This window comes from Methylococcus sp. EFPC2, from assembly GCF_016925495.1.
In the GTDB taxonomy this organism is placed as follows: domain Bacteria; phylum Pseudomonadota; class Gammaproteobacteria; order Methylococcales; family Methylococcaceae; genus EFPC2.
The window spans coordinates 591,308-618,064 of record NZ_CP070491.1 but is presented as its reverse complement, the minus strand read 5'-3'; the positions used below and the strand labels follow the sequence as shown (position 1 = coordinate 618,064).

At 59.4% G+C, this 26,757-nt stretch carries 18 protein-coding genes; 5 read left to right on the top strand and 13 right to left on the bottom strand.

The features are described 5' to 3' along the window. Nucleotides 1-65 precede the first annotated feature (65 nt). A complete protein-coding gene (locus JWZ97_RS02795) occupies nt 66-1,505 on the bottom strand; it encodes a DUF1254 domain-containing protein (RefSeq protein WP_240342451.1) in 1,440 nt (479 codons plus the stop codon). Nucleotides 1,506-1,607: 102 nt separating this feature from the next. Continuing rightward, nucleotides 1,608-2,234, bottom strand: coding sequence for an isochorismate family cysteine hydrolase YcaC (gene ycaC, locus JWZ97_RS02790; RefSeq protein WP_205433271.1), 627 nt, complete (start codon nt 2,232-2,234; stop codon nt 1,608-1,610). Between the two features lie 347 nt (nt 2,235-2,581). Between ycaC and JWZ97_RS02785 the strand changes: the two genes are divergently transcribed. The 4 genes from JWZ97_RS02785 to JWZ97_RS02770 all read left to right on the top strand — a co-directional run bounded on the left by JWZ97_RS02785 (nt 2,582) and on the right by JWZ97_RS02770 (nt 8,826). After that, nucleotides 2,582-2,989 carry a F0F1 ATP synthase subunit epsilon gene (locus tag JWZ97_RS02785; protein ID WP_205433270.1) on the top strand — a complete coding sequence of 136 codons (408 nt, stop codon included), beginning with the start codon at nt 2,582-2,584 and terminating at the stop codon, nt 2,987-2,989. A 143-nt stretch (nt 2,990-3,132) separates the two neighbouring features. Continuing rightward, a complete protein-coding gene (locus JWZ97_RS02780; RefSeq protein WP_205433269.1) occupies nt 3,133-3,348 on the top strand; it encodes a hypothetical protein in 216 nt (71 codons plus the stop codon). Nucleotides 3,349-4,011: 663 nt separating this feature from the next. Beyond that, nucleotides 4,012-7,380 (top strand): S8/S53 family peptidase, encoded by a 3,369-nt coding sequence (locus JWZ97_RS02775; protein ID WP_205433268.1) that lies wholly within the window; start codon nt 4,012-4,014, stop codon nt 7,378-7,380. A 189-nt stretch (nt 7,381-7,569) separates the two neighbouring features. Next, the gene (locus JWZ97_RS02770) at nt 7,570-8,826 is read left to right on the top strand and encodes an IS256 family transposase (protein ID WP_205428540.1); all 1,257 of its coding nucleotides are present in this window, start codon (nt 7,570-7,572) and stop codon (nt 8,824-8,826) included. An 88-nt stretch (nt 8,827-8,914) separates the two neighbouring features. Here JWZ97_RS02770 and JWZ97_RS02765 read toward each other — a convergent pair whose 3' ends face one another. From JWZ97_RS02765 to JWZ97_RS02725, 9 genes are all read right to left on the bottom strand, one after another. Beyond that, a complete protein-coding gene (locus tag JWZ97_RS02765; protein ID WP_205433267.1) occupies nt 8,915-9,115 on the bottom strand; it encodes a transposase in 201 nt (66 codons plus the stop codon). Between the two features lie 958 nt (nt 9,116-10,073). Then, on the bottom strand, nt 10,074-11,093 hold the full coding sequence (gene galU / locus JWZ97_RS02760) for a UTP--glucose-1-phosphate uridylyltransferase GalU (RefSeq protein WP_205433266.1): 1,020 nt from the start codon (nt 11,091-11,093) through the stop codon (nt 10,074-10,076). A gap of 128 nt (nt 11,094-11,221) precedes the next feature. Continuing rightward, entirely contained in the window at nt 11,222-11,443 is a 222-nt protein-coding gene (locus JWZ97_RS02755) for a hypothetical protein (protein WP_205433265.1), read from the bottom strand. A gap of 92 nt (nt 11,444-11,535) precedes the next feature. After that, nucleotides 11,536-11,685: a lmo0937 family membrane protein gene (locus tag JWZ97_RS02750; protein WP_205433264.1), complete on the bottom strand. Its 150-nt coding sequence runs from the start codon at nt 11,683-11,685 to the stop codon at nt 11,536-11,538. Nucleotides 11,686-11,817: 132 nt separating this feature from the next. Then, entirely contained in the window at nt 11,818-12,183 is a 366-nt protein-coding gene (locus tag JWZ97_RS19920) for a Thivi_2564 family membrane protein (RefSeq protein ID WP_240342450.1), read from the bottom strand. Nucleotides 12,184-12,344: 161 nt separating this feature from the next. Then, on the bottom strand, nt 12,345-21,062 hold the full coding sequence (locus JWZ97_RS02740) for a GH36-type glycosyl hydrolase domain-containing protein (RefSeq protein WP_205433263.1): 8,718 nt from the start codon (nt 21,060-21,062) through the stop codon (nt 12,345-12,347). Between the two features lie 395 nt (nt 21,063-21,457). Continuing rightward, a complete protein-coding gene (locus JWZ97_RS02735) occupies nt 21,458-21,616 on the bottom strand; it encodes a DUF3309 family protein (RefSeq protein WP_205433262.1) in 159 nt (52 codons plus the stop codon). 85 nt (nt 21,617-21,701) lie between these two features. Next, a complete protein-coding gene (locus JWZ97_RS02730; RefSeq protein WP_205433261.1) occupies nt 21,702-21,842 on the bottom strand; it encodes a DUF3096 domain-containing protein in 141 nt (46 codons plus the stop codon). Between the two features lie 12 nt (nt 21,843-21,854). Further along, a complete protein-coding gene (locus JWZ97_RS02725) occupies nt 21,855-22,397 on the bottom strand; it encodes a hypothetical protein (RefSeq protein ID WP_205433260.1) in 543 nt (180 codons plus the stop codon). 270 nt (nt 22,398-22,667) lie between these two features. Between JWZ97_RS02725 and JWZ97_RS02720 the strand changes: the two genes are divergently transcribed. Then, entirely contained in the window at nt 22,668-22,847 is a 180-nt protein-coding gene (locus tag JWZ97_RS02720) for a hypothetical protein (RefSeq protein ID WP_205433259.1), read from the top strand. Between the two features lie 308 nt (nt 22,848-23,155). On the opposite strand, the gene JWZ97_RS02715 is transcribed toward JWZ97_RS02720, so the two are convergent. After that, entirely contained in the window at nt 23,156-23,725 is a 570-nt protein-coding gene (locus JWZ97_RS02715; RefSeq protein WP_205433258.1) for a PAS domain-containing protein, read from the bottom strand. Further along, a complete protein-coding gene (locus tag JWZ97_RS02710) occupies nt 23,722-26,559 on the bottom strand; it encodes a CheR family methyltransferase (RefSeq protein ID WP_240342449.1) in 2,838 nt (945 codons plus the stop codon). Before JWZ97_RS02710 ends, JWZ97_RS02715 begins: the two co-directional genes overlap by 4 nt. Nucleotides 26,560-26,757 lie beyond the last annotated feature (198 nt).

The window sequence follows — 26,757 nt, the reverse complement described above, 5'->3', positions numbered from 1 at the left end:
TTTCCCTCTCGATCGGTTTTTGGGAGCGGCATGATGGCCGGGGCGAAGCCCGACCCTCGGGTTTCTCAGTTGACCTTCCTGAACGGCGGCGGCGACCACGTGCCGTCCAATACCGCGGGGCGCGGCGAATAGAGGCGCATGGTGGGCTGGAAGGCGCCCTTAGGCGCCGGCAGCCAGTTGGCTTCCTTGTCCTTGCCGGGCGAGTTCGCCTGCACATAGATGTCGAGCGAGCCGTCCGGGTTATAGGCCAGCTTGTCGTAGCTGCCGATGGCAAAGCGGTCGATGGGGTTAGGAATCTGGAAACCATCCTTGTCGTACATGGTGATGGACCAGAAGGCATTCGCCGGCGGTGTCTTGCCTTTTTCGAAATGCAGCACGTATTTGTTCGCGCCGCTCAGCGGCTTGCCCTTGCCGTCGACGAAGGCAATTGGGTAGACGGCGTCCTCGACCAGATTGGCGCCAAGCCCGCCCAGGGCGATGACGGCGCGCCTCAGGTACCAGGTGCCGTAGGTACCGAGGTTGTCGCGGCCGATGTTCCAGCCGTTGACTTTGTCGCCGCTCTTGGTCATCGCCACCTGCATGTATTCGAGCGTCTCCTTCGCCGCCTTGTTGACGACGGCAGCCGTTTGCGGATCGAGCTTCGCGGCGTCGAAGGGCTTGCCCGGCTCGATGCCGAGTGCCTTCAGGCGGAACAGGAGGGGATAGTCGTTGGCATGCGGCGGGTATTTCGCCATCAGCTCCGCGAGCTTCGACAGCATGGCGACGCCATCGAGGCTGTTGACCTGTACCAGCGGCGGCGTCTTATTGTCGACCGACGGATCGGTGGGCAGGTTCTTCGGCGGCGTGTAGTCCTTGCCCCAATGCGACAGCGGCGTCAGCTTGTAGCCGTCCTGCACGGTGTGGACGTTGTCATAGTCGGCCGGACCGTCGGTCTTGGTACGGCCAAGGATCCAGATGACCGGTGTCGGCGCGACGATCTTGGTCACACCGGCCGGCAGGGCGCCGTTCCAGCCGGGTGCCACGATGCCGTAATGGCCTGCTTGGTTGCCGGTGGTACGGCTGCCGACGACGGAGAACACCTCCGACCACATGTCCAGCATCGGCAGCAGGTAATAGCGGCCCTGGGTGTCGGGGACGGAAAGGATGACCGGTTCGTAGGTGAGGTCGAGCCAAGCAAATGAATAGAGCGTGTCGAAGTTGTACCGCACAACATCCTTTTCATCGGCACGCGGATAGGCACGCGCATGGGCGAACTGATTGACCGGCGCGCGCATGTTGACCGAGGCCGTATCCGGCACGTTGGTCGCCTGGCGCAGGGTCGCGTCCATGCTGGCGATGGGATAGGCGTAGAGATAGGCGTCCCTAGCGAGCGCGTAGGTCTCCTCGGCCGACAGCGCAGGCTGTGCAGCAGCGATCCCGTGGAAGCCTACGGAGAGCCCGAGAGCCAGCAAGGCATTGCGGAAAGTTGTTCTTGCGGTAGAACCCATGGCGATTTTGTCTCCCATGTGAAGTGGCGATGTTCCTGTTTTTGATCTGGGACGCCGGCAGGAGGCGCGGTTTCAGCTCTGCCAGCCGCGACAATCAATGTCGATCGATGACTTCCCAGGTCAAGTTCCGCTCTTGAACGTGGTGTAGCTGTTGATCAGGTTGCGGTAGTCGGGGATATGGTTCGAGAACAAGGCGCCCAGGCCTTCGACGTCGTTGCGCCAGTCGCGGTGCAGCTCGCAGGCAACGCCGAACCAGGTCAGCAGCTGGGCCCCCGCCGCCGACATGCGATCCCAGGCGGATTGCCGGGTGAGTTCGTTGAAGGTGCCGGAGGCGTCGGTCACCACGAACACGTCGTAACCTTCCTCCAGTGCGGAGAGTGTGGGGAAAGCCACACAGACCTCGGTGACCACGCCGGCGATGATGAGCTGCTTCCTGCCCGTGGCCTTGACCGCCTTGACGAAATCCTCGTTGTCCCAGGCATTGATCTGGCCCGGCCGGGCGATATACGGGGCATCCGGGAATATCTCCTTCAACTCAGGCACCAGCGGACCGTTGGGGCCGTCCTCGAAACTGGTGGTGAGTACGGTCGGCAGTTTGAAGTATTTCGCCAGATCGGCCAGGGCCAGGACATTGTTCTTGAACCGGTCGGGCTCGATATCCCGTACCAGGGACAACAGGCCGGCCTGGTGATCGACCAGCAGGACGGCGGCGTTGTTCTTGTCGAGACGAACGTTGGGTTTACTCATGCTTAAGACTCTTTTTCTACGATTGGTTGGTTCATAGGTCTGTTTGCCATCTGGTCAAAGGTTTCTTGAAGCAAACAAAGTTCTGCTCGAGCTTTTGACCGATGTTCCCGGCGGTTTCATCTTCCCCCGGTAGCAGATGAGTGATTCTGAAAAACCGGGAAGTTATGCGACGCATGGGCCGGCTTATCCGCAACTTTGTCGAACCTTAAGTTAGCGGACGTAAGATGCGGTCCGTTATGCAGTTTTCGCCAAAAACCCGTGTAAGCAACGGGCTGCCTCTTACGACATTGGCAGCAGGGTAAGCAACGCGTACCCTGGCGGTTAAGCCGGCAGGGTCATTCAACCTTATGAAAACCTTCACCCTCCAGTTGCGCGACGCCACCCATGCGGAAACCGTGGCGGACGTGGAAGCTTTCGTGGGACAGGATGCGAGCGGCAGTTTTTCCATCTGGGCGGGACATGCACGATTTCTCACCGTGCTGGTATTCGGGCTGGCGCGCTACCGTCGGGTGGACGGACTGTGGCATTACCTGGCGGTGCCGGGGGCCGTGGTTTATTTTTGCGACAATGCGCTGCGGCTCGATACGCGCCGTTATCTGATCGACGACGACTACGGGAGGGTGAGCCGACGGCTGACGGACGAACTGCTGGCGGAGGAAAGGCAGTTGGAGACCATGAAGGCCCATCTGCGGCGCATGGAGGATGAGTTTCTCAAGCGTCTATGGCAAATCGGCCAGCAGGGGAGAGGCTTATGAACACCCGTCCAAGCGTTTGCAGCAACAGGTGGAAAAGCAGGCCGGGCGTATGCGCAAGGCCGAGCGGGAGCGGAAAACCTTGCTCGCCCAGACGCTGTTCGTCGGTTCCTTGGGGTTGATGATGGGCATCCCGGTGGTGCTCGGTGCCTACCTGGGCCTTTGGCTCGACGGTTTCAGCTCAGGCTATAGACCGGGGCGCCGGATTTTGCGCGAAGCTGCTGGAACGGCTCGCCGGCCCCGAATTGCACGAGCGTCTGGTGGACGTGGCCATCGAAGATCTGCACGCCTTGCCGGAACCGCGCCGCGCGCAATTCAAGGAAGGCTGGCGGGATGGCAATCCTGGCCGAGGGCCCCAATGAGCAGGTGCCAGCAGGAGAACCGGTGGACTTGCAGATTAAGCGATCTGTTCCGGCAGACAGAGGCCGTGACGCCGAGGGCGAAAAACTGCGACGTGAGGGCTTGGAACGCCTGCCCAAGGCCGCCGCGCTTCACCACAGCCGGGGGCTGCTGCCGGTGAGGCAGAGTAATTCTCCGGCGTGATCGGCCTCGTTTAGGCGCGCTAAGGAACTGGCGCCGAACGATGCGCGCTTCGCCTATGTCTACAACGCATTCTTCTCCATATCGCTGAACCCGCCACACCTCCGCCGATTTCACCGGCTCGCGCGCCCCCTGGGGGCAGGCCTTCGCTTGGGATCAATCCTCCGGCTACGACTCGGAAGCGGCCGAACCATCGCTTGAGTTCGGACTCGGTTAAACGGTCGGTTTGGTAGACTGTCTGTTTTAAGCGCGTCGCGCCGACTCGTTGGTGGGCGCCCGCCGCCGCCCCTCTCCGGACCGCCACAAAGGTGCGTGGCGAGACTTCCGACGACTCACTTTCCCCCGTCCAACGCCCAAGAAAAATGGCCGGGCATGCTCTCTCCCGGATCGATCGGGCTCGTTGACACGTCCCCACCACAGGCGCATCCTTTTTGCCCACTGGGTCGGAGCGTCCATTGAATTTCCTTCTATGAGGGAAGCATCTCATGGCGAAACATGCTGTATTGACGGTGATCTGCGCGGTTGGCTTGTACGCTTGCGATGCCGGTGAGACGATCGACGTCGTGGAGATTCGCGTCGATCCGGCCTTAAAGCCTTTCGTGGACTCGGTTGCGGACTTGACTGGCGCGCCGCAGCCAGTGGCGGCGGTGCGCGCGAGCGACGGGAAACAGGGAGCACTCGTCGAGGGCGTTCTTCGCCTCTGGCCGCAATCGGACGCTCAACGCAACGAGTTCCTTTCACGCTTCGGGGGCGTGATCATCGACAACAATGAGGTCGCACAGCCCCCGCCGGAACGGGGAGTCACACTAACTGAGGCGCAGCGCAGAGCAACCGAGTTCGTCGTGCGCATCGACCTGCAGCGGGTGGGCCTATCCAGCCTGGAGCAACAAGCGTATCAAGCCGGCTGGCGCGGCCGAATCACCTTCTCATCGGATGCTGGACGCCGCACCTTCGCCGCTGCCCTCGCAGCGCGCAGCGTCGGATATGAGGTGGACGCCAATTTCATCGGACAAGGCGCTCAAGAGGTTCTCCTGCGGACACAAGAGAGACCTACCGGCCCAGGAATCTTTTTCGACGCACTCACCGAGCCCCGCTACGGAGCCGGCGGTGACGCGGCCCAGGCCAACATCGGCCTCGCCTGGCAGTTCTTCAAGGCACACGGCGCCACTGATTCCGACACGGAAGTCGCGATCGTCGATACCGGCTTCTACCTAACGCCTCAGGGGACGGCGCTTGGTACCGATTCGGATTTTCCCCTCGGACGCATCTGGCAGACGAATATCTCGGCGGGCGGAGGGATGGTCGACGGTCCCGCCCCGAACGGCTTCTGCGGTGGTAACAATTGTGCTTGGCACGGGACTGGAAGCACGGGCGTCGCCGTCGGGGTCATGAACAACGCATTGGGGCGGGCGGGAACCGGGTCCGTCGCCGCGACGCCGATGCTGTACAAAATCAACGCCAGCTTGGCCACTTGGGACAAGGCGATGCTGGCCGCAGCCGCTTGGGGGGCCGACGTGATCACGCTGAGCGTGAACTCGGGACTCAGCTCGGTCTCGCTCACCCAGCAACTCGAAGCCCCGGTCATGGATCGCATCCTCGCCCGTGGTTTCAATCCGATTTTCGTCGCGTCGGCGGGCAACCAAGGCGTCGACGTTGGCTACTACTTTCGCCAGAACGGCCAGCTCGTAGCGACCGGAACACCGCAATATCCGTGCGTGGCGCCTCACGTGATCTGCGTTGGCGCGCTAAACAACAACTCGCTAAACCCCGCAACCTTCACTCCGCCGCCTCCGAGCGCAGGCTCAAATTTCGGCGTCGGCGTGGACATCTTCGCGCCTACCAACATCCCAATCATGTCCATGCCGGACAACAACAACGTAGGCTACGGGCCGCAAACCTTCGGCGGAACGAGTGCCTCGGCGCCTTTCGTCGCTGGCGTTGCGGCGATGATGAAAGCAATCAATCCCAAGCTATCGAGCGACGATGCCGCAGCCATCCTGATCGCGACAGGCACAAATGGAAACGGCCAGGCAAAGCGCGCTGTGAACGCCTACGCCGCCGTACGTCGCACAGCAGAAGGGATCCCGATCGTTCCTGATCGCTTGGAACCTAACAACACTATCGAGATGGCGCGGGACCTCGGTGCGGGACCGTCGCACAGCGTGTTCAACATGAATCTCGATGCGACCGACCGCGACTTCTTCGCGTTTACCGCGCCCGGCCCCATGATCGCAACGATCGACCTTCAATATCCCCAAGGCCTCGGCCCCATCTCCGTCCGCAACCTTCATCGCGAAATCGGCTTCCCCGGCGCCTGCCCGGAACCCAGTTTTATCAGCCGGACACCCCACGGCGACAACACGGGGTATAGCGAGGCACACTACTTATCTTCCGGCCGACACATCTTCGAGGTACGAGCCAACGATGTGAACGCCTACAACTTGACCGTAAGCCTGGCAGGCGGCGCCGTTCCGATGGATGACTACGAGTTCAACGACACCGTCGCGAGCGCGACACGCGAACCGTTCTTCCTGCTCCGACCTACCGGCGGATTCGCCGACAGAATTAGCCTGCGCCCAATACGTAACGTCTCGTGGCACGCGACGATTGACTCACAACCACGGGGCGCGCCGCCGGCCACTTCCACTGACGCCGACTACTACTCGATCCGAGGCCTGGAGATCGCTCGTGGAGCCGGGTATGCTACCTATAACGCGCTCTTCTTGCCGTTTTCCGGCGTGCGCGTCTATGGGAATGAGGCACCAGTCACCCTGTCAGTCTATCGTCGCAACAAGGATGGGAGTCTCGGTGCGCAAGTCGCCGGCAGCCCCGTCTCCACAGGTCCCTGCGGCGCAAACGACGCCGTGGTCGAACTTACACCCGGCGAAAGTTACTACGTACAGGTGACCGGTGCACCCGGCCGTTACTCGGTGCACAATGGAACCCAGGCGAGTCGCATCGCGATTCCTTGGCTACAGCGCAGCCGCATCTATATCATCCTCAACCCCGGCGAGCCAATCGAGCAGCGGATTCGCAACCTGGATCGATACTTCATCACCGTCGCCGACCGCGCATTCGCAGGCTTGAGGGCGAGTAAAGCGGGCGTCCATTTGCGGCTTCTGGACGTGAATCAGGTCGTGGTCAGCGAAGGAACTGCCGCCGCAGCCCAAATCGGTGAATCACTCAGCTTCGCGAACACAAGAGCCGGCGAGGTTTATGTCGTCGAGGCGACGGCCACGGACCCTGGCGAGCAAAGTTTCCAGCTTTCTTGGGAGCGCGCGGAATCGCAAAGGACTAGCGACAACCTCATCGTCAATAGCGGAGCTGAAGCTGGTGCCCCGGAATCCATTGAACCGGAAGGCTGGATGCCAATGACTGGCCTGCCGCCCGCCCGCATTGCCGCGTACTCTGAAAGCGATTACGCACCACCATCTTCCGCGCCAGGCCCGGAAGATCGCGGCCGCCGTTTGTTCGTTGGCGGGGAGGGCGCGCGGAGCGCGCTGCGCCAGGTGATCCACATTAATTCGGAGTGGGTCGAGCCGATCCGCAGTGGGCACGTGAGCGCGCGGTTCTCAGCCTATCTCGGCGGCCACCGCGACAAGGACGACGCGGCATCGGCGGTCGTGACGTTCCTCGACCCCAACCTGCAGAGCCTCGGTTCGATCTCGCTCGAGCCGGTCACGTCGGCAGAGCGGGGCGGGGTGACAGGCCTACTTCGCGTCGAGGCCGAAGGGTCGATCCCGGTCGATACGGCCTCCCTCTCCGTGGAGTTCTCTTTCCGCGCTGCGACAGAAGGCATCAACAACGCTTACGCGGACAATCTGGAGCTCACCTTGTCCGAGCATGCGGAGTAACGACAACGGCGCGGCGACCGCCCGAACGCATCATTTTGTCAACCAACACCTAGGCCACAATTTGGAAAGGTGCGCCAGTAGTGTCGATGCGCGCCGAAAAATGACCAGTGTGTTCAAGTAGTAGCCGCCCGGTAACGAGCCTGTCAGAAATTTTGTGTGTGAGGCATAACATGTTGTTAAGGAGCATGTATGCCAAGCAAGACGAGCAAGAAGAAACCGGCAGCGGCGCTGCCCAGCATTCCGAAAGAACTCATAGACCAGATGGTCAGTGGCCCGATGGACGCCGAGGCGATCAATGCCGCCTCGATGGCGTTCAAGAAGGCGCTGATCGAACGTGCACTGGGCGCCGAACTCAGCCATCACCTGGGTTACCCACCCGGCGCCGACAAGCCCGGCGAGGTGGGCAATCACCGCAACGGGGTGACCGGCAAGACGGTGCTGACCGAAGACGGGCCGCTTCGGATCGACATCCCGCGCGACCGTCAGGGCAGCTTCGAACCCCTGCTTATCCCTAAGCACGAGCGGCGCTTCACCGGTTTCGATGACAAGATCGTGGCCATGTACGCCCGGGGCATGACGGTGCGCGAGATTCAGGGCTTCCTGGCCGAGCAGTACGGCACCGAGGTTTCACCGGAATTCATCAGTTCAGTCACCGATGCGGTGATGGCCGAGGTCACCGCCTGGCAGTCACGCCCGCTCGAAGCCATGTATCCGGTGGTGTTCTTCGATGCTCTGCGGGTCAAGATTCGCGAGGAGGCGGTGGTCCGCAACAAGGCGATCTACCTGGCCTTGGCTGTTCTGCCAGACGGCACGCGCGACATCCTCGGGTTGTGGATCGAGAACACCGAGGGCGCCAAGTTCTGGATGAAGGTCTTCAATGACCTCAAGACGCGCGGTGTGGTCGACATCCTGATCGCCGTCACCGACGGCCTGAAGGGCATGCCCGAGGCCTTGGCCGCCGTTTTCCCAGCGACCACGCTGCAGACCTGTATCGTGCATCTGATTCGCAACAGCCTCGACTACGCGAGTTGGAAGGACCGTAAGGCACTGGCGGCAGCGATCAAGCCGATCTACACCGCGCCCAGCGCCGAAGCCGCGCTGGCCGAACTCGACGCGTTCGAGCAAGGCCTCTGGGGTGAGAAATTCCCGACCGTGGTCGCCGCCTGGCGGCGGGCCTGGGACCGGGTGATTCCCTTCTTTGCCTTCCCGCCCGCCATCCGCCGGGTGATCTACACGACCAATGCCATCGAGAGCATCAACGCCCGACTGCGCAAGATCCTCAAGACGCGTGGCCATTTCCCGAGCGACGATGCTGCCAGCAAGCTGATCTGGCTGGCCTTGCGCAACATTACGGCCGACTGGGGACGGGCGGCCAAGGATTGGAAGGACGCCATGAACCAATTCGCCATCCTCTACGCTGAACGCTTTGAAGCGGCTCGCGGATAAAATGACCACCGACTTTGCCACCGCGCCCTCTGCCTACGGTCTGAACGGACCTTCGGCAGCCGTCACCGTGGAAAAGTCTACTCACGCCTCACACACAGAAATTCTGACGCCCCCCCCGGTAACCGTTGCGGCTGTCTGTGCGTTCGCCGGGCTGCCCCCCCAGGAATTCAGTCATCTCGCCCTCCAGGACGGTCTGCAACGCCTCCCGCATCAACTCCTTTAGCAGGTCACGTTCCCCCGTCACCCGTTCCACGAGCGACAACTTCGTCTTATGCTCCTTTATGGTCATGGTTTGCCCTCCTTCGGGTCTTGGTCGATCTCGTCAATCAACCTCTTACCATGACCACCCCACATCTTCTACTCAGAAGTGCTTTTGCACATAAGTCGGGACACTACCATCATCCACAGGAACTGGGAGCCAGGGTTGAATGCCCGCAAAGGCCGAGAAGCATTCGTTGGTCTAGCTGTCACTTCCGGCGGCAGTTCGGCCTTAATGGCCATTCGAAGTAGGAGTTTAACTCTGTTCGAAAGGCGGCTTTTGGGAGCGCCCTCGAACCTTTCACTGTCGCCCCCCATGCGAACCCCTCCGCAGCGGAACAATCGGTCTTGATTATCGCGCTGATTATCGTCTTCGGTGTAGTACTGTCGCTCGTTGTCTTGGCGCTGCTGTTGAGCAGCATCCCCATACCCCACGGCCTGCAATTAGCCCAAGACTGTCTTTGCCTTGGGGGGTTGTGTATTCTTTATCTTCGGTGCAAACGCACATGCCCAATCTCTTCGGCATGGAAACCGGCCATCTTCTGCTTAGCCGACTGGCCGTCTCCTGGAGTTTGCCTTGAGCCGCCCACGTCATGGGTAGCGCCAAGAACCAGGTGCGCCGAACAGTTTTCCCCGATGGCTACTGCGATCGGCGCCGCATGGATTTCACCTATTATCCTTCACTTTCTCATCCCCCTTCCCTTGGAACCATGTAAAAGCGTTGCAAAAACATAGATCGAAATGAGGGTAAGCCCATAGATGCTTCGGCTTGCAATTTTCCAAGGATCACCCTGACGGACAGCAAGCGGCACCAACCAAACACCCCCCACACACGGCGGCTATTGCGCCCAATAAAGCGCTAATCGTATTGAAACGCTCAGCCTTATTTTTCAATACGACTCCAACCCAGCCATTTCTGCGTTTCGAACTGGATAAAGTAGAACCCAGCGCCATACAGTATCTCAGCGCCCTTATCGCACGGGCGATGGTCAATTTAGCTCGATCGTCTTGAGAAACTCCTTGAACGGTCCTTTCAGTTCGGAATGTTTCAAGCTTTGTACCACCGTAGCGGTCAGAAAGCCGAGCTTCGAGCCGCAGTCGTAGCGCCTTCCTTCGAATTCGTAGGCGAGCACCATTTCATCCGCCAATAGCATGGCGATCGCATCTGTCAACTGAATCTCGCCACCCGCGCCCCGTGGCACGTCTTTCAATTTGTCGAATATCGAGGGGGTCAAAATGTATCGCCCTATCACTGCCAAATTGGATGGCGCTTGGTCCGGTTTGGGCTTTTCGATGATCGCATCAACCTTGCCTAGACGATCACCCATGGCGGAAACGGCAACAATGCCGTAGCTTCCGGTTTCCCAGGGCTGTACCGTTTGAACGCATAGCACGGGGCACTGCCGATCCTCGAACACTTTTACCATTTGAGCCAGACAGCCCGAATGTTCGTCGTCGATCATGTCGTCAGCCAGAATAACGGCGAAAGGCTCGTCGCCGATGACGGCCTTCGCGCAGGCCACCGCGTGCCCCAGGCCCAAAGCTTCGGCTTGTCGTATGTAAACGCATGTAACATGAGGCGGCACGATGTTCTGAACGATGGTCAGGTTTTCCGTCTTGCCGCGACTGGTTAACTCGGCCTCCAATTCATAAGCTTTGTCGAAATGGTCCAGAATGGCTCCTTTACTGCGTCCGACGATGAAGACCATCACGTCGATACCCGCCGCCACGGCTTCCTCGACGGCATATTGAATTAGCGGCTTGTCCGCCACCGGCAGCATTTCCTTCGGACTGACCTTGGTCGCCGGCAAGAAGCGGGTACCCAGTCCGGCTACGGGAAACACCGCCTTCCTGACTACCTGTTTTCTTTTGGCCAACGGATGTTCCACAGGGCGGTGAAGCGCCGCCGACGGGTCCAAGATGCCAAGATTCTTGGCAAGCTGTTGCCGTTGGAGCGGACTCAATTGCTTCACCTGTTCGAGCAAGCCCTGAAATTCTTCTGTGTTCATAACGCCCCGCCAAGTCTCGGAAACACTGAAAAAGTCATCCGGTACATCTTCAGTGATGGGAAGTGAAAATGCGGCATGCACTTCCCTGTTTCAATCGCGCTCCACTCGCGTAGCCGGATCGTAAGCTTCTAGCCCTTCCTGCTCGCGAAAAGCAGGAGCCCGCCACCGGCGACTACCGCACCCACGCCGACCCATATCGGAACATTGACCGTCTGCGTGTCTTTAACCGAAAGCTCAATAGGGCCTATCTTGGCTTCCTGAGTTTCTCGGGTATAGCTGAAACCTCCATACACCAGCCCTAATAGGCCGGCTATGATCAGCACAATGCCCACGAGTTTGACTGCGCTCATCTCTTTTCTCCTATAAATGGTGCCGACGCGGGTTTCCGGACTGGTTATCCTTGCCAGATAAGCAGTCCGGCCGACACCGCGTGACATTAGTACTACAGTGGCCTTCGGCCTTGAATAACGCGAAGCACGATCACGACAATCGCGATGACCAATAGTATGTGAATAAACCCGCCCAGGGTGTACGAAGAGACCAAACCTAGCACCCAGCCGATAATCAATATGACCGCAATAGTTTCGAGCATTTTTGCTTCTCCGATGAGCCGTCCATAGCTGATATTTACACTACGTAATTGGCAGCCAATGCCGCCGCCCAACACAGGCCAGAGCTATTCGCATATGAAATTACAAGATAGCCCCTAGCCTGAAATCAATGACTACGGATTCCCGATATGGATCTGAGGCAGCCCGCTCAAAATTCCGAATGCACTGAGCAGCCATAGAATCACCGCGATGATGACTACGATATTCAATATCTGCTTGATGCGCCCGTCCATAGGAATGTAACTGTTAACAAGCCACAACAGGAGTCCGACGACGACAAGGGCCACCACTACTGAAATCAACGCCCTCGGGAACATACTCAACACGCCAAATGCACTCAGTAGCCACAGAATCACCGCGATGATCACCACGATGTTGAGGATCTGCTTGATGCGGGCTTCCATCGGTATGTAGGTGTTAATAGCCCATAGAAGTACACCAACGACAATAATAGTTACCACTAACGAAATTAGGTCCATGGCCTTTCCCCTAAAAATCAAAAGTATTATTAACGTACAATACCGTAGCCAACAGAACTATACTGACGACTGTAATGCCTAGAAATACTGAAATTAAGTCCATTATATTTCCCCTTATAGTTAAAATAGCGATAAACATGTAAAGCCAATAAAAAGCAAGTTCAACCCAGAACCACGCGGACCTTATGCGCCTGTCCGTCATCCCGTAACGCAATACCACTTCCGACGGACTGCCGTTCTCCATCCAGCTCTATGGTGGCGACGCCGTGGGCCACGCCGTTTGGGTTTTCAATCGTGATTTCATAGAGGGTATTATCGTGCCGATAAATAATGCTATAACTGTGCCAGTTTCTTGGAATACAGGGATTGAAGACCAAGCGATCGGCGCGGACTTGTAAACCCAAGATCCATTCCAACCCGGCACGGTAATACCAACCCGCGGCGCCCGTGTACCAGGTCCAGCCGCCACGTCGCACGTGAGGTGGCTCGGCATAGATATCCGCTGCCAACACATATGGCTCGACCTTGTAGGCATATACGCCGGTGCGGGTGGCCGTGCGCTTGATCGGATTCAGCATGCGCAGCAAATCCGCCGCTTGGTCGCCTTCACCTTGCATGGCATAGGCGATGACGGACCAGATTGCCGCATGGGTATACTGGCCGCCGTTTTCCCGCACGCCAGGGGGGTAGCTCTTGATATATCCGGGGTCGCGCTCGGTCTTTTCGAAGGGCGGAGTGAACAGCAAAACCAGGTCGTCGCCGTAACGAACGAGGTATTCCCGCACCGAGTTCATCGCCCGCTGTGCTCGCTCGATGTCTGCGGCACTGGAAATAACCCCCCAACTCTGGGCGATCGAATCGATACGACACTCGGCATTGCCGGCGGAACCTAAAGGGCTGCCGTCGTCGAAATAAGCGCGCCGATACCATGCCCCGTCCCATCCTTCCGCTTCCACCGCCGTCTTCAATTTGATGTCGTGCTTGCGCCAGCGGAGGGCTCGTTCGTTATCTCCGCGCGCCTCGGCTATCGACGCAAATTCCGAGAGCGTGGCGATTAGGAACCATGCCAGCCATACACTTTCGCCCTTTCCCTGATTGCCGACCCGATTCATGCCGTCATTCCAGTCGCCGCTTCCCATCAGTGGTAGGCCGTGTGCGCCGGTTTCCAGACTCAGGTCGAGCGCACGGGCGCAATGCTCGTACAAGCTCGCTTTTTCATTCGACAGTGTCGGCTCGTAATACGCGTCATCCTGCTCCGGCAGCAGCTCTGGTCCCTGCAGAAACGGCACAAGCTCATTCAGTACGTCGGCGTCGCCGCTCACCTTGAGATACTGAGCTACGGCATAGGGGAGCCAGATGCGGTCGTCGGAAAATCGGGTGCGTACGCCGCGACCAGTGGGCGGATGCCACCAATGTTGCACGTCGCCTTCGCCGAACTGGCGCGCCGCCGCGCGCAACAGGTGAGCGCGGGTCAGATCGGGCCTGGCAACCGCCAACGCCATGCCGTCCTGCAATTGATCGCGAAAGCCGAACGCCCCTCCCACCTGATAGAAAGCGGCCCGCGCCCAAATCCGGCAACTCAGGGTTTGATAAAGCAGCCAGCGATTCAACAGCAGGTCGAGTTCCCGATCCGGCGTTTTCACCTGAACCTTGCCGAGCACTTGATCCCACGATTGAGTGACCTGGGCAAACGTCGTTGCCACCTCAGTTGCGCGATAGCGCCGGACCAGTTCGCTGGCTTGCGCGCGATCCTTGCCTTGTCCCAGCAGGAAGACAATCTCGGCGCGCCCGTCGGGCTCCAACTCGATCACCGTCTCCAGGGCCGTACAAGGGTCCAGTCCCGCGCCAACGCGGTTTTTCAGCGCCTTGGGATTCAGCAAACCCGCCGGTGCATCCAGACTCCCGTTGCGGCCGATGAATTCGGCCCGATTTCCGGTCCAGCTGGTCTGCTGGCCGACGAGATCGGCGAAGGCCACGCGCTGGCCAAACTCCAAGCTCCAGGGGTTGTAAGCGAACAAGGCACGGGTTTCCGGATCCACTTCGGTAACGATGTGCGGTGCGGTCACGCTACGCGAGGCGCCGAGCACCCACTCGACGTAGGCCGCGACCGTCAGTCTGCGACTTCGGCCGGAAACATTGGTCAGGGTCAACGACGAAATCTTGACCGGATCGTCCGGGCTGACGAATTGCAGCAGCTCGCTGTGTATTCCATGGGAGGCGTGTTCGAAACGGCTATAGCCTTGCCCGTGGCGTATCAAATAGCTCGCTTGGTCGACCCGGATCGGCAGGGCGGTCGGGGTCCACAGTTCGCTGGTTTCATCGTCACGTAAATAGAAGACTTCTCCAGAAGGATCGCTGACCGGGTCGTTGGACCAGGGCGTCAACTGGTTTTCGCGGCTGTTGCCACACCAGGTGCAGCCGCTGCCCGAGGCCGAAACCATGAAGCCGAAGTCGGGATTGGCGATCACATTAATCCAGGGGGCCGGTGTCCACTGGCCCTTGTCGAGCACGATCACGTACTCGCGGCCGTCTTCGGCAAAACCACCGAGCCCATTGAAGAATTCGAGTGGGGGCAGCGTCAACGCGGGCGTATCGGCTTTGCCTTTTGGTAAGACCGGTGCCGCAACGAAAGCGGCCGCGGGTCGGGGATGCCGCAGCAGTTGCTCGGCCAAGGTGCCCCGATTGCTTACCAGCACCGCCCGCGCGACCGTTTGCAGCAGCAGCTGTTCTTCTGCCGAGAGCTGATCGACCCGCATAAGAAAAATCGCTCCGTGTTCTGCGTGCACATGATGGGCCGAAAGCACTTGGCTCTCCCTTACCATGCCCTCCAATAGCGTCTGCAGGTCCTCGACGTAGGACACTTCCTTGTCGTTCAAAATGACGAGGTCGGCAGCAAGACCCTTGATGCGCCAGTACTCGTGGGCGCGCAGCAATTGCTCGATGATGGTCCTGTCTTCAGGCTCCGCGACGCGCAGCAACACGATGGGCCGATCTCCCGAGATGCCGTGCCGCCACAGCCCTGTGACGTTCAAGGTATTCATCTGCAACACCTTGCCTGTAGGCCGTAATGAGGGGTCGGTATAGAGCAGGCGGTTGGCCAGATCCTGAAACAACTGGGCCTCGTCCGGCCGGGTGCGCAAATGGCGCAGTTGCACATGGGCATGAGTCCACGCCAGTGAAGACACGCGGTCGAACGCCGCCACGTGGTGGTATTTGTCGGCCAAGTCCTCCACCCCTTGGCGTGAAGTGGCGACCAGGGTGGTGAACGTCAGGTGTTCGGTCGCTCCCGCTTCGATCTGAACCCGCGTGCGCAGACTGAATATCGGATCGAGCACGGCGCCCACGGTGTTGCTCAGCGGGCGGCCATCCATCACCGCGATGGGCCCCCGTAGGGTTTGTCCACGCCCGACGAAGCGAGCCCGGTCGGTTTCGTATTGCAGCCCGTCGCCGGTTTGGCGGCCGGCCAGCACGTGGGCCGCCCAGATTTTCGGGTCGCTGGCCGCGCGCCGGCGCCTTACGGCGATGAGCGCACGCGTCTGGGGCAGATACTCGGTGTGCACGAACAGATTGGAAAAAGCCGGATGGGCGATGTCCGCGGGCATCGCCGCGAGTACCACCTCCGCATAGGAAGTGACTTCGATTTCCCGAGCGCGGCTGCCGGTATTGGTCAAACTCAGGCGGCGGATTTCCGCGTCGTCCTCGGGCGAGACGACGATCTCCAGCGCACTGACCAGGTTGCCGTCCGACCGGATGATACGCGCCCGGTCTTCGACGAACACCACCTCGTAGTGGTCAGGCGCCGCTACCGTCGGCTGGTAGCCGGCGGACCACACCTCACCGTTTTCGACATCGCGCAGATAGATAAAACTGCCGCTAGCATCCCGCGTCACGTCTTCGCGCCAGCGCGTCACCGCGAGATTCTGGCTAAGGCTGTACCCCGAGCCGGCGGCGGTGATCATCACTGCGTAACGGCCATTGGACAGCAGGTGCGCGGAAGGCACGGTAGACGTGGGCGAAGGCACGCGCCGGACCGGCGGCTGCACGGATTGCTTGGTTTCGGCAAGGGCCTCGAGCATGGGTAGGCTGCTGGTCTCCGCACCGTGCGGGATACGTTCCTGCAGCAACAGGTCGGCTGCCTGTATAAAGGGAGCGCGATGGAAGCGATGACGCATCGCCCCGTCATGCAACACATTGGCCAAGGCTACCAGAGACATGCCCTGGTGGTGGGCCATGTAGCAACGCACTACCGCGACCCGTTGCCCCTCCGCGAGCCGGGTCGGGGTAAAGTCGAGCGCTTCATAATAACCGTAGCGTCCCGCCGCGCCTTGCCGTTCCAGGCGCTCGAAGTTTTCCATGGCGGCATGAGGAAAATACATCGCGGCCAAGGCCGTGGCATAGGGGGCAATCACCAAGTCGTCGCCGAGTCCCCGTTTCATCCCTAAGCCGGGCACGCCAAAAGCGGAGTACTGATAGGTCAAGTAGAGGTCTCGGCCATTGAAGGCCGACTCCGATACACCCCAGGGCACACCACGCTCTTTGCCATATTGGATCTGTCGCTTCACCACCAGGCGACAGGTCTGGTCGAGCAGGCTGTAGCGGGGGGTAAAGTTCACCAGGGAGGGCATCAGGTATTCGAACATCGATCCCGACCACGACAGCAGCACGGTGCCATGCGCCGCGCGTGTCACCCGGCGGCCAAGATGGAACCAGTGCGTGCTCGGCACCTCGCGCTTGGCGATCGCAATGAAGCTGGAGAGGCGTGCCTCGGAAGCGAGCAAATCGTAATAGCTGGGATCGAGAGTGCCTTCCGCCACGCGGTAGCCGAGCGCGAACATGTGCCGATCCGTGTCGTAGAGGAAGCGGAAATCCATTTCGTGGAACAGGCTATCCATCTGAGCGACCATGTTTTCCAGGCGCCGGGTGAGCTCTGCGGCCTGCTCACCGGCACGCCGCAGCAGCGCAGCCAGGGCTTCCAGATCGCCGGGTGCCAAAGGCCCTTCAGGCGATGCCTCGAGGTGAGTCAAACCCAGTTCGTAGCAGTTGGAAAGATCGCCTAGGCAGGTTGTCAGGGTCAGTTGTTTGCGGAACGCAGCCAGATGCGGGCACTGAGTTTTCGGCGCCAAATAGGCGTCGAGGCGGCCCGCGAAATGGATCCAGGGAAGCAGGCACTCCACGTCGCGCGCGTGAGAGCGGATGTCGTCGCACAGCAAGCTCGCCCAAGCCAGCACCTCGCTGTCGGCTTCGCCGCGTTCGGACGTATAGGCGCGTGCCAGGTCCAGCAGCGTGTCGGCGCAGCGGGTCAACTCCCGCCACAGATGCCCCCATCCGTCCGGGTCGGCCGGATGGCTGGCCAGAAGTTTGCCGAGTACGGCCACTTTCACCCGCATTTCGCTCAAGGTAACGGTGAGCGTACGCCGGTCGTCGTTGATAGTGTCGAGCGCGGCCGCGAGCAGGCTATGAGTATCCGCCAGGCCCGCTAACGCGTTGGCTAAATCGAGCGGTCGCTCCCGCATTTCCCGACAGGCCTGAGCCAGGGCCAGCAGGTGGCCCGCCAGATTACCGCTGTCCACGGTCGACACATACCGCGGCTCCAGCATGTGCAGGTCGCGGGTGTCGTACCAGTTGTAAAAATGGCCGTGCAGACGCGGCAGCCCGACGAGCGTCGTCAGCGTGGCCTCGAGCCGCTCGACGGTATCCACCAAGCCGAGCCAGCCGAAATCCCTGGCGGCCACGACGGACAACAGATAGAGGCCGAAATTGGTGGGCGAACTGCGATGGGCGACGACGGGCTGAGGGTCTTCCTGAAAATTGTCCGGTGGCAGATAGTGTTCCTCCGCCGTCACGAAGGTCGTGAAAAAGCGCCAGATACGCCGTCCGATCAAACGCAGGCGCACCGTATCCTCGGGCAGCAGGGATTCGGCCCGATCCAGTCTGGGCGGCAGGCTCAAGGCGCGGGCCACGACCGGCGCCAACCACCACAACAGCAGGAACGGGGCTGCCAACGGTAGACCCGCAGGGTTAAAGATCAGCACCACCGCGCCGGTTACGATGACGATCGTAGACGAGCTGCCCAAAGGCCGGACGAGGCTCCGCAGCGCGTGGCTCGCCGCTGTCTTCGCCTGGTGTGCGGTAACCCACATCAGCAATTGGCGCCGCGTTATGAACATCCGCACCAGAGTGCGGGCGATGGCGTCCAGCATCAGCCAGGCGTGCTGTGCGAGCAAGGCCAACGCCACCAGGCTGTTGCCGACTCCCCACAGCACATTCTCGCCCGCCGCCCGTAGATGGGTGAGCAGCGAGATGCCGCGACGGGACGAGGTGAACCCGCTCATGGCCGCCAGGATCGCGGGAAAGGCCAGTGCCGTCAGTACGAAGCCGGTCAGGATAGCCTGCGGGGCATTCGGGATGGCCCAGGCGGCGACCAGAGCGAAGAAGGCTCCCGGGGCCGAGAGGGACCGGCGCAAATTATCGAGCATCTTCCAGCGCCCTATCATAGGCATGCCCTTGCCGAGCGGCCCGAATATCCAGGGTAAAAGCTGCCAGTCGCCGCGTACCCAGCGGTGCTCCCGCGAGGCCGCCACCTCCGAGTGGGAAGGAAACTCCTCGAAGAATTCGATATCGCTCACCAACGCGCAACGTGCGAACAGGCTCTCGAACAAGTCATGACTGAGCTGGGTGTTCTCCGGCACTCGTCCGGCCAACGCGGCTTCGAAGCTGTCCACGTGATACAGCCCCTTGCCGCTGTACGTGCCGAGTCCGAACAGGTCCTGATAAAGTTCCGATACCTCGCCGGCATAGGCGTCGATGCCGGAAGCGCCGGCAAAAATCTGGTGAAACAGCGAGCGCTCCCGCCGCTGCGGCAGGGTCGGAGTCACACGCGGCTGGAGGATGCCGTAGCCATCGACGACACACTGGGATACGGAGTCGAACACCGGCTGGTTCAGCGGATGGGCGGCCACACCCACCAAATGAGATACCACGCCCATGGGCAACTTGGTGTCGGTATCGAGGGTAATGACATAACAGACGCCGGGCGGCGCGGCCGCCGGCTGGCCGCCTATCGGTAGAAAAGATGTATCTTCGGCGCCACGCAGCAGACGGTTGAATTCGTGCAGCTTGCCGCGCTTGCGCTCCCACCCCATCCATTTGCCTTCGCTGGGATTCCACAAACGCTTGCGGTGGAACAGAAAGAATCGTTGCTCTCCGTACTTGGCGTTGAGCGCGGCCACCGCGCTAGCGGCTAAACTCAGCAGCCGGTCGTCGTTCGGCAGCGTTTCCTGGTCCGCGTCCGCCCAATCGGACAGCAGGGCAAAGCGCACCTCACCACCTGGATTGGACAGATAGCGGATCTCCATCTGCTCGACCAGTTCTTTGATCCCGGCCTCGCTGACGAACATCGTCGGAACGACGACGAAGGTACTCAGCGTCTGCGGCACGCCGCCCTTTAAATCGAGCCGTGGCAGGTGGAAGGGCGGCAGGCCCGCAATGATGAGCCGGTTAGCCAGGCCGACGACGATATCCGATGCCGGAAACAAGCCGAACAGCGTAAGCAGGAACAGCGGAACTCCGCTGAGCCCCGCCGCGAGGGCTGCATTCAAAGGCAGTGCGAGCAACAGCAGGGTCAACAGACTGAGGGTTCCCACATACGCTAGCCCCGCTCGGGAGACATAGGCGCGCAACAGCCGTTGCTTCATCGTCGGTTGAAAGTCGACGTCGCGTTCGAAGGCGTAGCGGCCGGCACCGATCAAGTAGTAGCCCGGTTCTTCCTGTCGTCCGTCGGCGGTGCATAGTTCACAGGCCTGCCGCACCTTGGTCATCACCCGTCGAGCGATCTCCACTTCCGAATACAGCGAGCGCTTGGCCAGATCCTCGACCGCGTGGCGGTAACGATCCCGGGTCAGAAAGTCCATCGCAGCATAGCCGTCGTGAGCGCGCAAGCACTCGTCCACCAGACTCACATCCTCGACGAACTGAGGCCATTCGAACGCGGAAATGGCGCGCATGCTGATGATGATGTTGCGGACCGTCCAGTTATCCGCGATCTGGTCGGCATGTTCCTGATGCACGATTTCATCGAGGCCGACGCCTTGTTCATTCAGCCAGTCAGTCAAAAAATCGAGGGAGATCGCGGCGGCCGGATGCGGGTCGTGCAAGCGTTGCAGAATCTGGACCGCATAGGCCTGACGCAGCGGGGCGGCGGGTATTTCCGGCACTGGAATAGCCAGACCCGGCGTATCGAGCTGAGCGGCGACCTGTTCGACCTGGTCGACAAACTCATCCGCCAGCCGACGGCCGGTTTGCGAACGCATGATGCGTACCGCCAGGCGACGCAGGTTTTCGACCAGCAACACGCGCAGCGTACTGGGTATCGCCCAGAGTTCACCGAGGGTAAGGGGATCGACGGTTTGATAGGCCCGCACGAATAGCGTCAGCAATTCCGGGGCAAAGCGACTGTCGGTATGGGCGACCAGTGCCCAGGCGATGCCGTAGACTCGGGGGTAGCCTTCGAGTACGCCTACCGACAGCTTGGGCAGCTCCCGGTAATAGCTTTCAGGCAAGTCGACGAGGATGTCACCGACCTGTTCTTCGATCACATGAAAATTATCCAGTAGCCATTCCGCCGCAGGCGTGATGGCGTGTTGCTCGCGCACCGCCTGGGCGACGGCGTTATAGGCATCGAGCAAGACGCGGCAATTCTCGCGTACCCTCGGGATGAGTTTTCGTCCCTTTTTAAGGCGACTGACTTTTTGCGCCTTTGCCAAACTCACCGCGTGCTCTTCGAGTCGCTCGGTATTGAACAATTCGAAGCGGATGGGGGCTTCCTCGCCGCCCGGATGGTCGACTCTAGCGTGTCGCCTATGCTCTCTCCGCTTTGTCATGGACCGATACTCCGAGCGCAAATAAAAAAGACCGCCGGCCGGTTGGGATTGCTCATTTAAGCTCCGATCCCGGTAGGGCTAAGCGCAATGCCGTTAAGTTAAGGGGTTTAGTCCCCTCTCCCACTGGGAGAGGGCTAGGGTGAGGGCGAAGTGCCCAATTGTTTCAATAGGGTCATCGCAAGCATTTCGTGCTTTAGGCCCTCATCCCAACCTTCTCCCAGAGGGAGAAGGGGCTTAACTTAACGGCATTGGGGCTAAGCGTAGGAAAGCTAAAGCTTCCCGCTTACCGTGGCCACTACAAACCGAGCTTAGGTATGGCTGCCCTCATATTCGAATGAAATGACTCGCGCAGGCTTGCGCTCATGCGTGCTAACGGTAACTCTATTGATTCCCTACTAGAGTCTGCCCAATAAGACCAGTACCAGTAAGATGATCAGTATCAGCCCGAGCCCTCCGCTGGGCCCATAACCCCATCCCCGGCTATGAGGCCAGACCGGAATTACGCCTAGAAGTATCAGGACAAGAACGACGAGTAAAATTGTTCCAAGTGACATGGCAGTGCTCCTGTTAGATAAATAACGTTAACCAAATACCCACCAACAATCGCGTACCTTGGTACTTGTGCTTGGATATGCCATATCAAGTGAGGCCATGACTCATTATCCCCAAAATTCCCCGGACGATCAGATAGACGGCCACGAAGTAATTCAAAAACCTGGGCACCAGTAAAATCAATATTCCTATCACAAGCGACAGTACGGGTTCGATTGCGATATTCATTGCGAATATCCCTTAAATTAAGGACAGGCATAGCTTAGCGGCGAGATCGGGTTTGGTCTGTACGGTGTCGTACATAAGGCGGATGGTTCGTCGGTAATTGCAGCGCCATGGATATAGCTGAGTGCTGTTTCGGTTCAATGCGCGACAAAGGCACTGCAACCCCCGTAAGCTGAATTGGCTGATCACATCGCTTTTCGAAGATGCTATTTCTACTAAGAAGGGTATTAGCAGGCTGGTGAAAAAGTCCCAGCCCTTGGCGGGTGCGGTATTGCGGGCAGGGAGTCGGTAAAACACGAAACGATCGCGGTCACGGTAGAACATGGGCACGACCGCCTGCTCCAGCTTGTCGTAGAGCGCCACCGCATCGCGTGGCGACCGGTCTTCGTCGAGATCGGCGATGCTAGGCAACTCGGCGATGGCCCAGCCGGTAACCCCTTCGATGCAGCCTTCGATCCACCAACCGTCGAGGATGCTGAGACTGGGCACGCCGTTGAGGGCGGCCTTCTGCCGCTGGTTCCGGACGCATCGAGCGTGGGCTGCGGGGTATTGAGCCAAACGTCCACGCCCGCGGTCATCAGCTGCGCCAGTGGCCAATCATAATTGGGCAGATAGGCAATCTTAACCTGTGTCTTGAGGGAGTCTCGGGCCTGAAAGATGCGCTGGATGTCGGCGCGGAGCACCGCTAAGTGCGGTATCGGACAGACCGCTAGAAAGCGAGCGAGTATAGAGATGCAGATCTACCTTCCATTGCTGCAGATTTAGTGGGAGGTATACGGGACGGTTAGGCAAACTTGACCATTCCAAACGAACTTCAGGAGAAATACCATGAACAATTTAATCGCTGAATTAATCCATTCCTCCCAAGGCTATTTCCACGAAACCGCCGGTGTGATGGTTGGCTTCTTCAACGATCCGGAACAGGCCCGTCGTTGCGCGTCTCAGATAGCGGCAACGACCGGCAAAACGGCCGAGGTCTGCGGCAACCAGCTATCGATCTCGTTGTAAGCGAGTTCGCAGGGCAGCTTCCTGAAATAATCGGCCGATTTCTGGTAGATGGCCGTCTTCGGGAATCAGCCGTTTGGAGAGCCGCCATTTTTTGCAAAGCCCGAGGGCGCCAACCCGGTTTCGGAAGCAAAGTAGGCAGCGACTTTGCCTACGGCTGCCCGCGTTCATCCTGTATCCGACCCGGATAATGGCCATTCTAGGAAAGGGATGTCATGGCGCCGGACTGCTTATTTCAGTATCCACAACCACAGGGTAATCCCTTTTTTCCGGCCGCGGGATCGATAGTCGCGGATAGGGCGGAGTGCCCGCTATTCCTTCCCTACCAACCTGATCTTGCTGATATCGGTCAGAGCGACCCGTAACATCGGCGGTGAACCCGCGGGCTCCCTTCGTAGGCAGTCGAGATAGGCATAAAACGTGGTCCCATCGGCACGCGACATCTCCAGAGCGAAGCCTTGCTTCTCGACTTTGCTGTGGCCCATCATGTTCATGGACAGGCGATGCCAAAGGTCTCTGTTTTCGGAAGCGACAAACTGAGAGAAGCGACGGTTGATGAGTTTTGTGCGCTCGACACCCAGCAATGCAGATCCGGTTAGATTGATCTCGCTGATCAAGCCTTCCCGATTGAGGGTGATGTAGCTGACCGGGGCAAACTCGTATAAGTCCGCATAGCGATCACGCGCTTCTTCCATGGCCGTATGGGCTCTGCGCAACTCTTCATTCTGAATTTCCAGTTCAACCTTATGCACGAGCAGTTCGTGTATCAGTATATCCGCCGGATGTGCCTCCGTTATTTCCGGAGATAATCCGACCACCATGTCCTCGGCCTCCGTTCTCAGCGACCTGCGCCGCTCGATGTTATCCCCTTTCCGTTTCATGGCTTATTTTCTACCGTCGATTCATCGCCTAATTCTTCGGCCGTCAACAGGATCAACGACGGTTCGCTTGTCTTGCCGACTATCCTGCGGGCATTCAACACTATCGTGCGGCGACCGATGACTGGAAAGTCATGCTGTACTACATATCCTTCGACGGCCTGGTCGCGTGGCAACACGATCTCCAAGAGTTCTCGCAATACCGGGATATTCCACTGGCCGTTACCCAGGTCGTAAATTTTGCGTCCTACCGTGTCCGCGAGCAAAACTTGAAAATACTGGTAGAAGGCACGGTTGGCGGACACAATCTGCAAATCGCTATCCAGCACCAGCAGCGGTTGGCGTATGGTGTCGACGATGCTCTCGGCCAGTTCGCGCGCGACTTGGACGGCCGCTTCCGCCGCGATGCGCTTGCTGATGTCGGTGAAGGTCAGCACGACACCTTCGATCACGTTCTCCAGGGTGCGATAGGGCTGAATTCGCACGAGATACCAGGCCCCGTCCTGAACGCGCATCTCCTGCTCAAACGGCACCAGCGACTCCAGGACGGACTGTGCCTTGGTCAGCAATTCTTCCCCGTCGAGATTGGTCTTGATATCGAGCAATAGACGGCCCACATCCGAAGGGACCAGCCGGAAGATATTGGTTGCCTCGCGGGTGAATCGCCGAATCACCAGTTGTTCGTCGAGGAACACGATACCGATATTGATATTGTCGAGCAGATTCTTCATGTCGTTCTGCATGCCGGCCAACTGCTCGATTTTGGCCTGGAGCTCCGAATTGACGGTAATGAGCTCTTCGTTGACCGACTGCAATTCCTCTTTGGATGTTTCCAGTTCTTCGTTGGTCGATTGCAGCTCCTCGTTGGTGGACTGCATTTCTTCATTGGTGGACTTGAGTTCCTCGTTGGCCGCCTGCTGCTCCTCGACGGTGGCCTGATGGCTTTCTTTCAGGTAGGCGAGATCGCGCTCCAGTTCTTCGATGCGAGTAAGTTCGGCCGGCTTCGGCGTCCGTTTGCGGCCTCGCTTTGCGGGGGGAGTGGGGATGTCCTGAAAGCTCGCCAGCAGCAGGTTTTGGCCGCCTTCCTGGCTGGGCAGCGGCCGGACGCTGAGGCCGACCGTCGTGAAGCCGCCGTTGGTCTTGACCTGCAGTTCGCGGTTCAAGGTAGGCGTGCCCTCGCTGGCCGCGGCGCGGATGGCGGCGCGCAATTCCAGCTCCAGTCCCTCGCGCGCCATGTCGACCACGTTGAGCGTGGCTTGTCCGGGGGCCGGGCGCAGATATTTGCCGGTTTCACCGTGGATATAGAGAATCTCGCCCTTGAGGTCGGTGATCACCGAGGCGGGGGCAAAGCATTGCACCAACGCGCGGCGGGTGAGCTCGGCAAAGTTGGTTTCCACAGGCTTGATGCTGGCGTCCTCGGAGGATTGCCTGCCACTATCGGCGGTCCAAGTCAGAGGCGGGGACATTATCGTACGGGGTGTGGCCGCGCGATGGATGGCGCAATAGAACTTCCATTTGCGATCGAGCGTTGAGAACAATTCGACATGGTTACCGATACTCTCGGATGAAGACAGGAAAAGTACGCCGTTCGGCTTGAGTGCGTAGTGAAATAGCGAGATCAGCCGGTTCTGCAGTTCCGGTTCCAGATAGATCATCAGGTTGCGGCAGCTGAGCAGATCGAGTTTGGTGAAGGGCGGGTCTTTAATGGCACTTTGTACGGCGAACACCACCATCTCGCGAATTTCCTTCTTTATCCTGTATCCCCCGTCTTCCTTGATGAAGAAGTGGCGCAGCCGGTCGGGCGTGACATCCTGGGCGATCGTGGCGGGATAGAGGCCTGCGCGCGCAATGGCGATGGCGTCTTCATCCAGATCGGTGCTGTAGATCTGCACCTTAAGTTCCTGATGCGTCTCGTCCATCACTTCACGCAACAGTATGGCGATGGAATAAGCCTCCTCGCCGGTGGCGCAGCCTGATACCCACACGCGGAACGGGTAACCGTCCTTTTTGTCCTTGCACAGTCGCGGCAGAATATCCTGACGCAACACGGCGAACGCTTCCGGGTCGCGGAAGAAACTGGTGACATTGATCAGCAGTTCCTTGAAAAGGATGTTGACTTCGGCCGGGTTCTCTTTGAGGTAACGGACATAGACCTCGGTGTCTTCGATATTGTGCTCCGACATGCGCCGCTCTATGCGACGGGCAATGGTGCTTTTCTTGTAGAGTGCAAAGTCATGGCCGGTCGTGCTGCGCAAATGCATCAGGATACGGTTTATTCCGCTTGCCGCCTTCGCGGCGATGCGTACTCGGGTGTGGCGGCTGCCGGTAGGATTTGCGTCCAGTAGAAGCGCTTGCCGCATTTTTTCGACCGGCAGGACGTGGGTCGCGTTACCCGCCTGAATCGCGCTGGACGGCATGCCGTCATATTTCGCGGTGGACGGCTCCTGTACCAGCGTGATGCCGCCTACGTCGCGGATGGCGCCTAAGCCCCGCGTGCCGTCGGTACCGGTGCCGGACAGGATGATGCCTATGGCATTTTCCTGCCGGTCGTCCGCCAATGAGCGCAGGAAGACGTCTATCGGCATCCGCTGCCCGTGCGGCTCGTTCGGCACGCTCAATTGCAGGGTACCGTGGAAGATGGTCATGTCGCGGTTGGGCGGTATGACATACACGCAGTTGGGTTCCACGGGAACTTGATCCACAGCCTCGATCACCGGCATGGTGGTTGTGCGTTGCAGGATTTCAGTGAGCAGGCTGGCGTGACTGGGGTCCAGATGCTGTACCAGCACGAAGGCCATGCCGCTATCGCTCGTGGCGTTGCGGAAGAATTGCTCCAAGGCTTCCAAACCACCGGCGGAAGCGCCTATGCCGACGATAGGGAAAGGAGCCCCGCCGGCCTCCGGGGGCTGATTGGAAAGAGGCTCTGGCGATGATGGAATCGTGGCTTTCAGAACGGCCCCTTAACAAGTTGAATCGAGTGTATGAGTTATTCTATTACTTCGCCGGTCGCATGTAGATGACGAGATAAGGTCGTC

Coding starts and splice junctions, on each gene's coding strand:
- JWZ97_RS02795 (WP_240342451.1), bottom strand. CDS start 1,505: ATGGGAGACAAAATCGCCATGGGTTCTACCGCAAGAACAACTTTCCGC.
- ycaC (WP_205433271.1), bottom strand. CDS start 2,234: ATGAGTAAACCCAACGTTCGTCTCGACAAGAACAACGCCGCCGTCCTG.
- JWZ97_RS02785 (WP_205433270.1), top strand. CDS start 2,582: ATGAAAACCTTCACCCTCCAGTTGCGCGACGCCACCCATGCGGAAACC.
- JWZ97_RS02775 (WP_205433268.1), top strand. CDS start 4,012: ATGGCGAAACATGCTGTATTGACGGTGATCTGCGCGGTTGGCTTGTAC.
- JWZ97_RS02770 (WP_205428540.1), top strand. CDS start 7,570: ATGCCAAGCAAGACGAGCAAGAAGAAACCGGCAGCGGCGCTGCCCAGC.
- JWZ97_RS02765 (WP_205433267.1), bottom strand. CDS start 9,115: ATGACCATAAAGGAGCATAAGACGAAGTTGTCGCTCGTGGAACGGGTG.
- galU (WP_205433266.1), bottom strand. CDS start 11,093: ATGAACACAGAAGAATTTCAGGGCTTGCTCGAACAGGTGAAGCAATTG.
- JWZ97_RS02755 (WP_205433265.1), bottom strand. CDS start 11,443: ATGAGCGCAGTCAAACTCGTGGGCATTGTGCTGATCATAGCCGGCCTA.
- JWZ97_RS02750 (WP_205433264.1), bottom strand. CDS start 11,685: ATGCTCGAAACTATTGCGGTCATATTGATTATCGGCTGGGTGCTAGGT.
- JWZ97_RS19920 (WP_240342450.1), bottom strand. CDS start 12,183: ATGGACCTAATTTCGTTAGTGGTAACTATTATTGTCGTTGGTGTACTT.
- JWZ97_RS02740 (WP_205433263.1), bottom strand. CDS start 21,062: ATGACAAAGCGGAGAGAGCATAGGCGACACGCTAGAGTCGACCATCCG.
- JWZ97_RS02735 (WP_205433262.1), bottom strand. CDS start 21,616: ATGTCACTTGGAACAATTTTACTCGTCGTTCTTGTCCTGATACTTCTA.
- JWZ97_RS02730 (WP_205433261.1), bottom strand. CDS start 21,842: ATGAATATCGCAATCGAACCCGTACTGTCGCTTGTGATAGGAATATTG.
- JWZ97_RS02720 (WP_205433259.1), top strand. CDS start 22,668: ATGAACAATTTAATCGCTGAATTAATCCATTCCTCCCAAGGCTATTTC.
- JWZ97_RS02715 (WP_205433258.1), bottom strand. CDS start 23,725: ATGAAACGGAAAGGGGATAACATCGAGCGGCGCAGGTCGCTGAGAACG.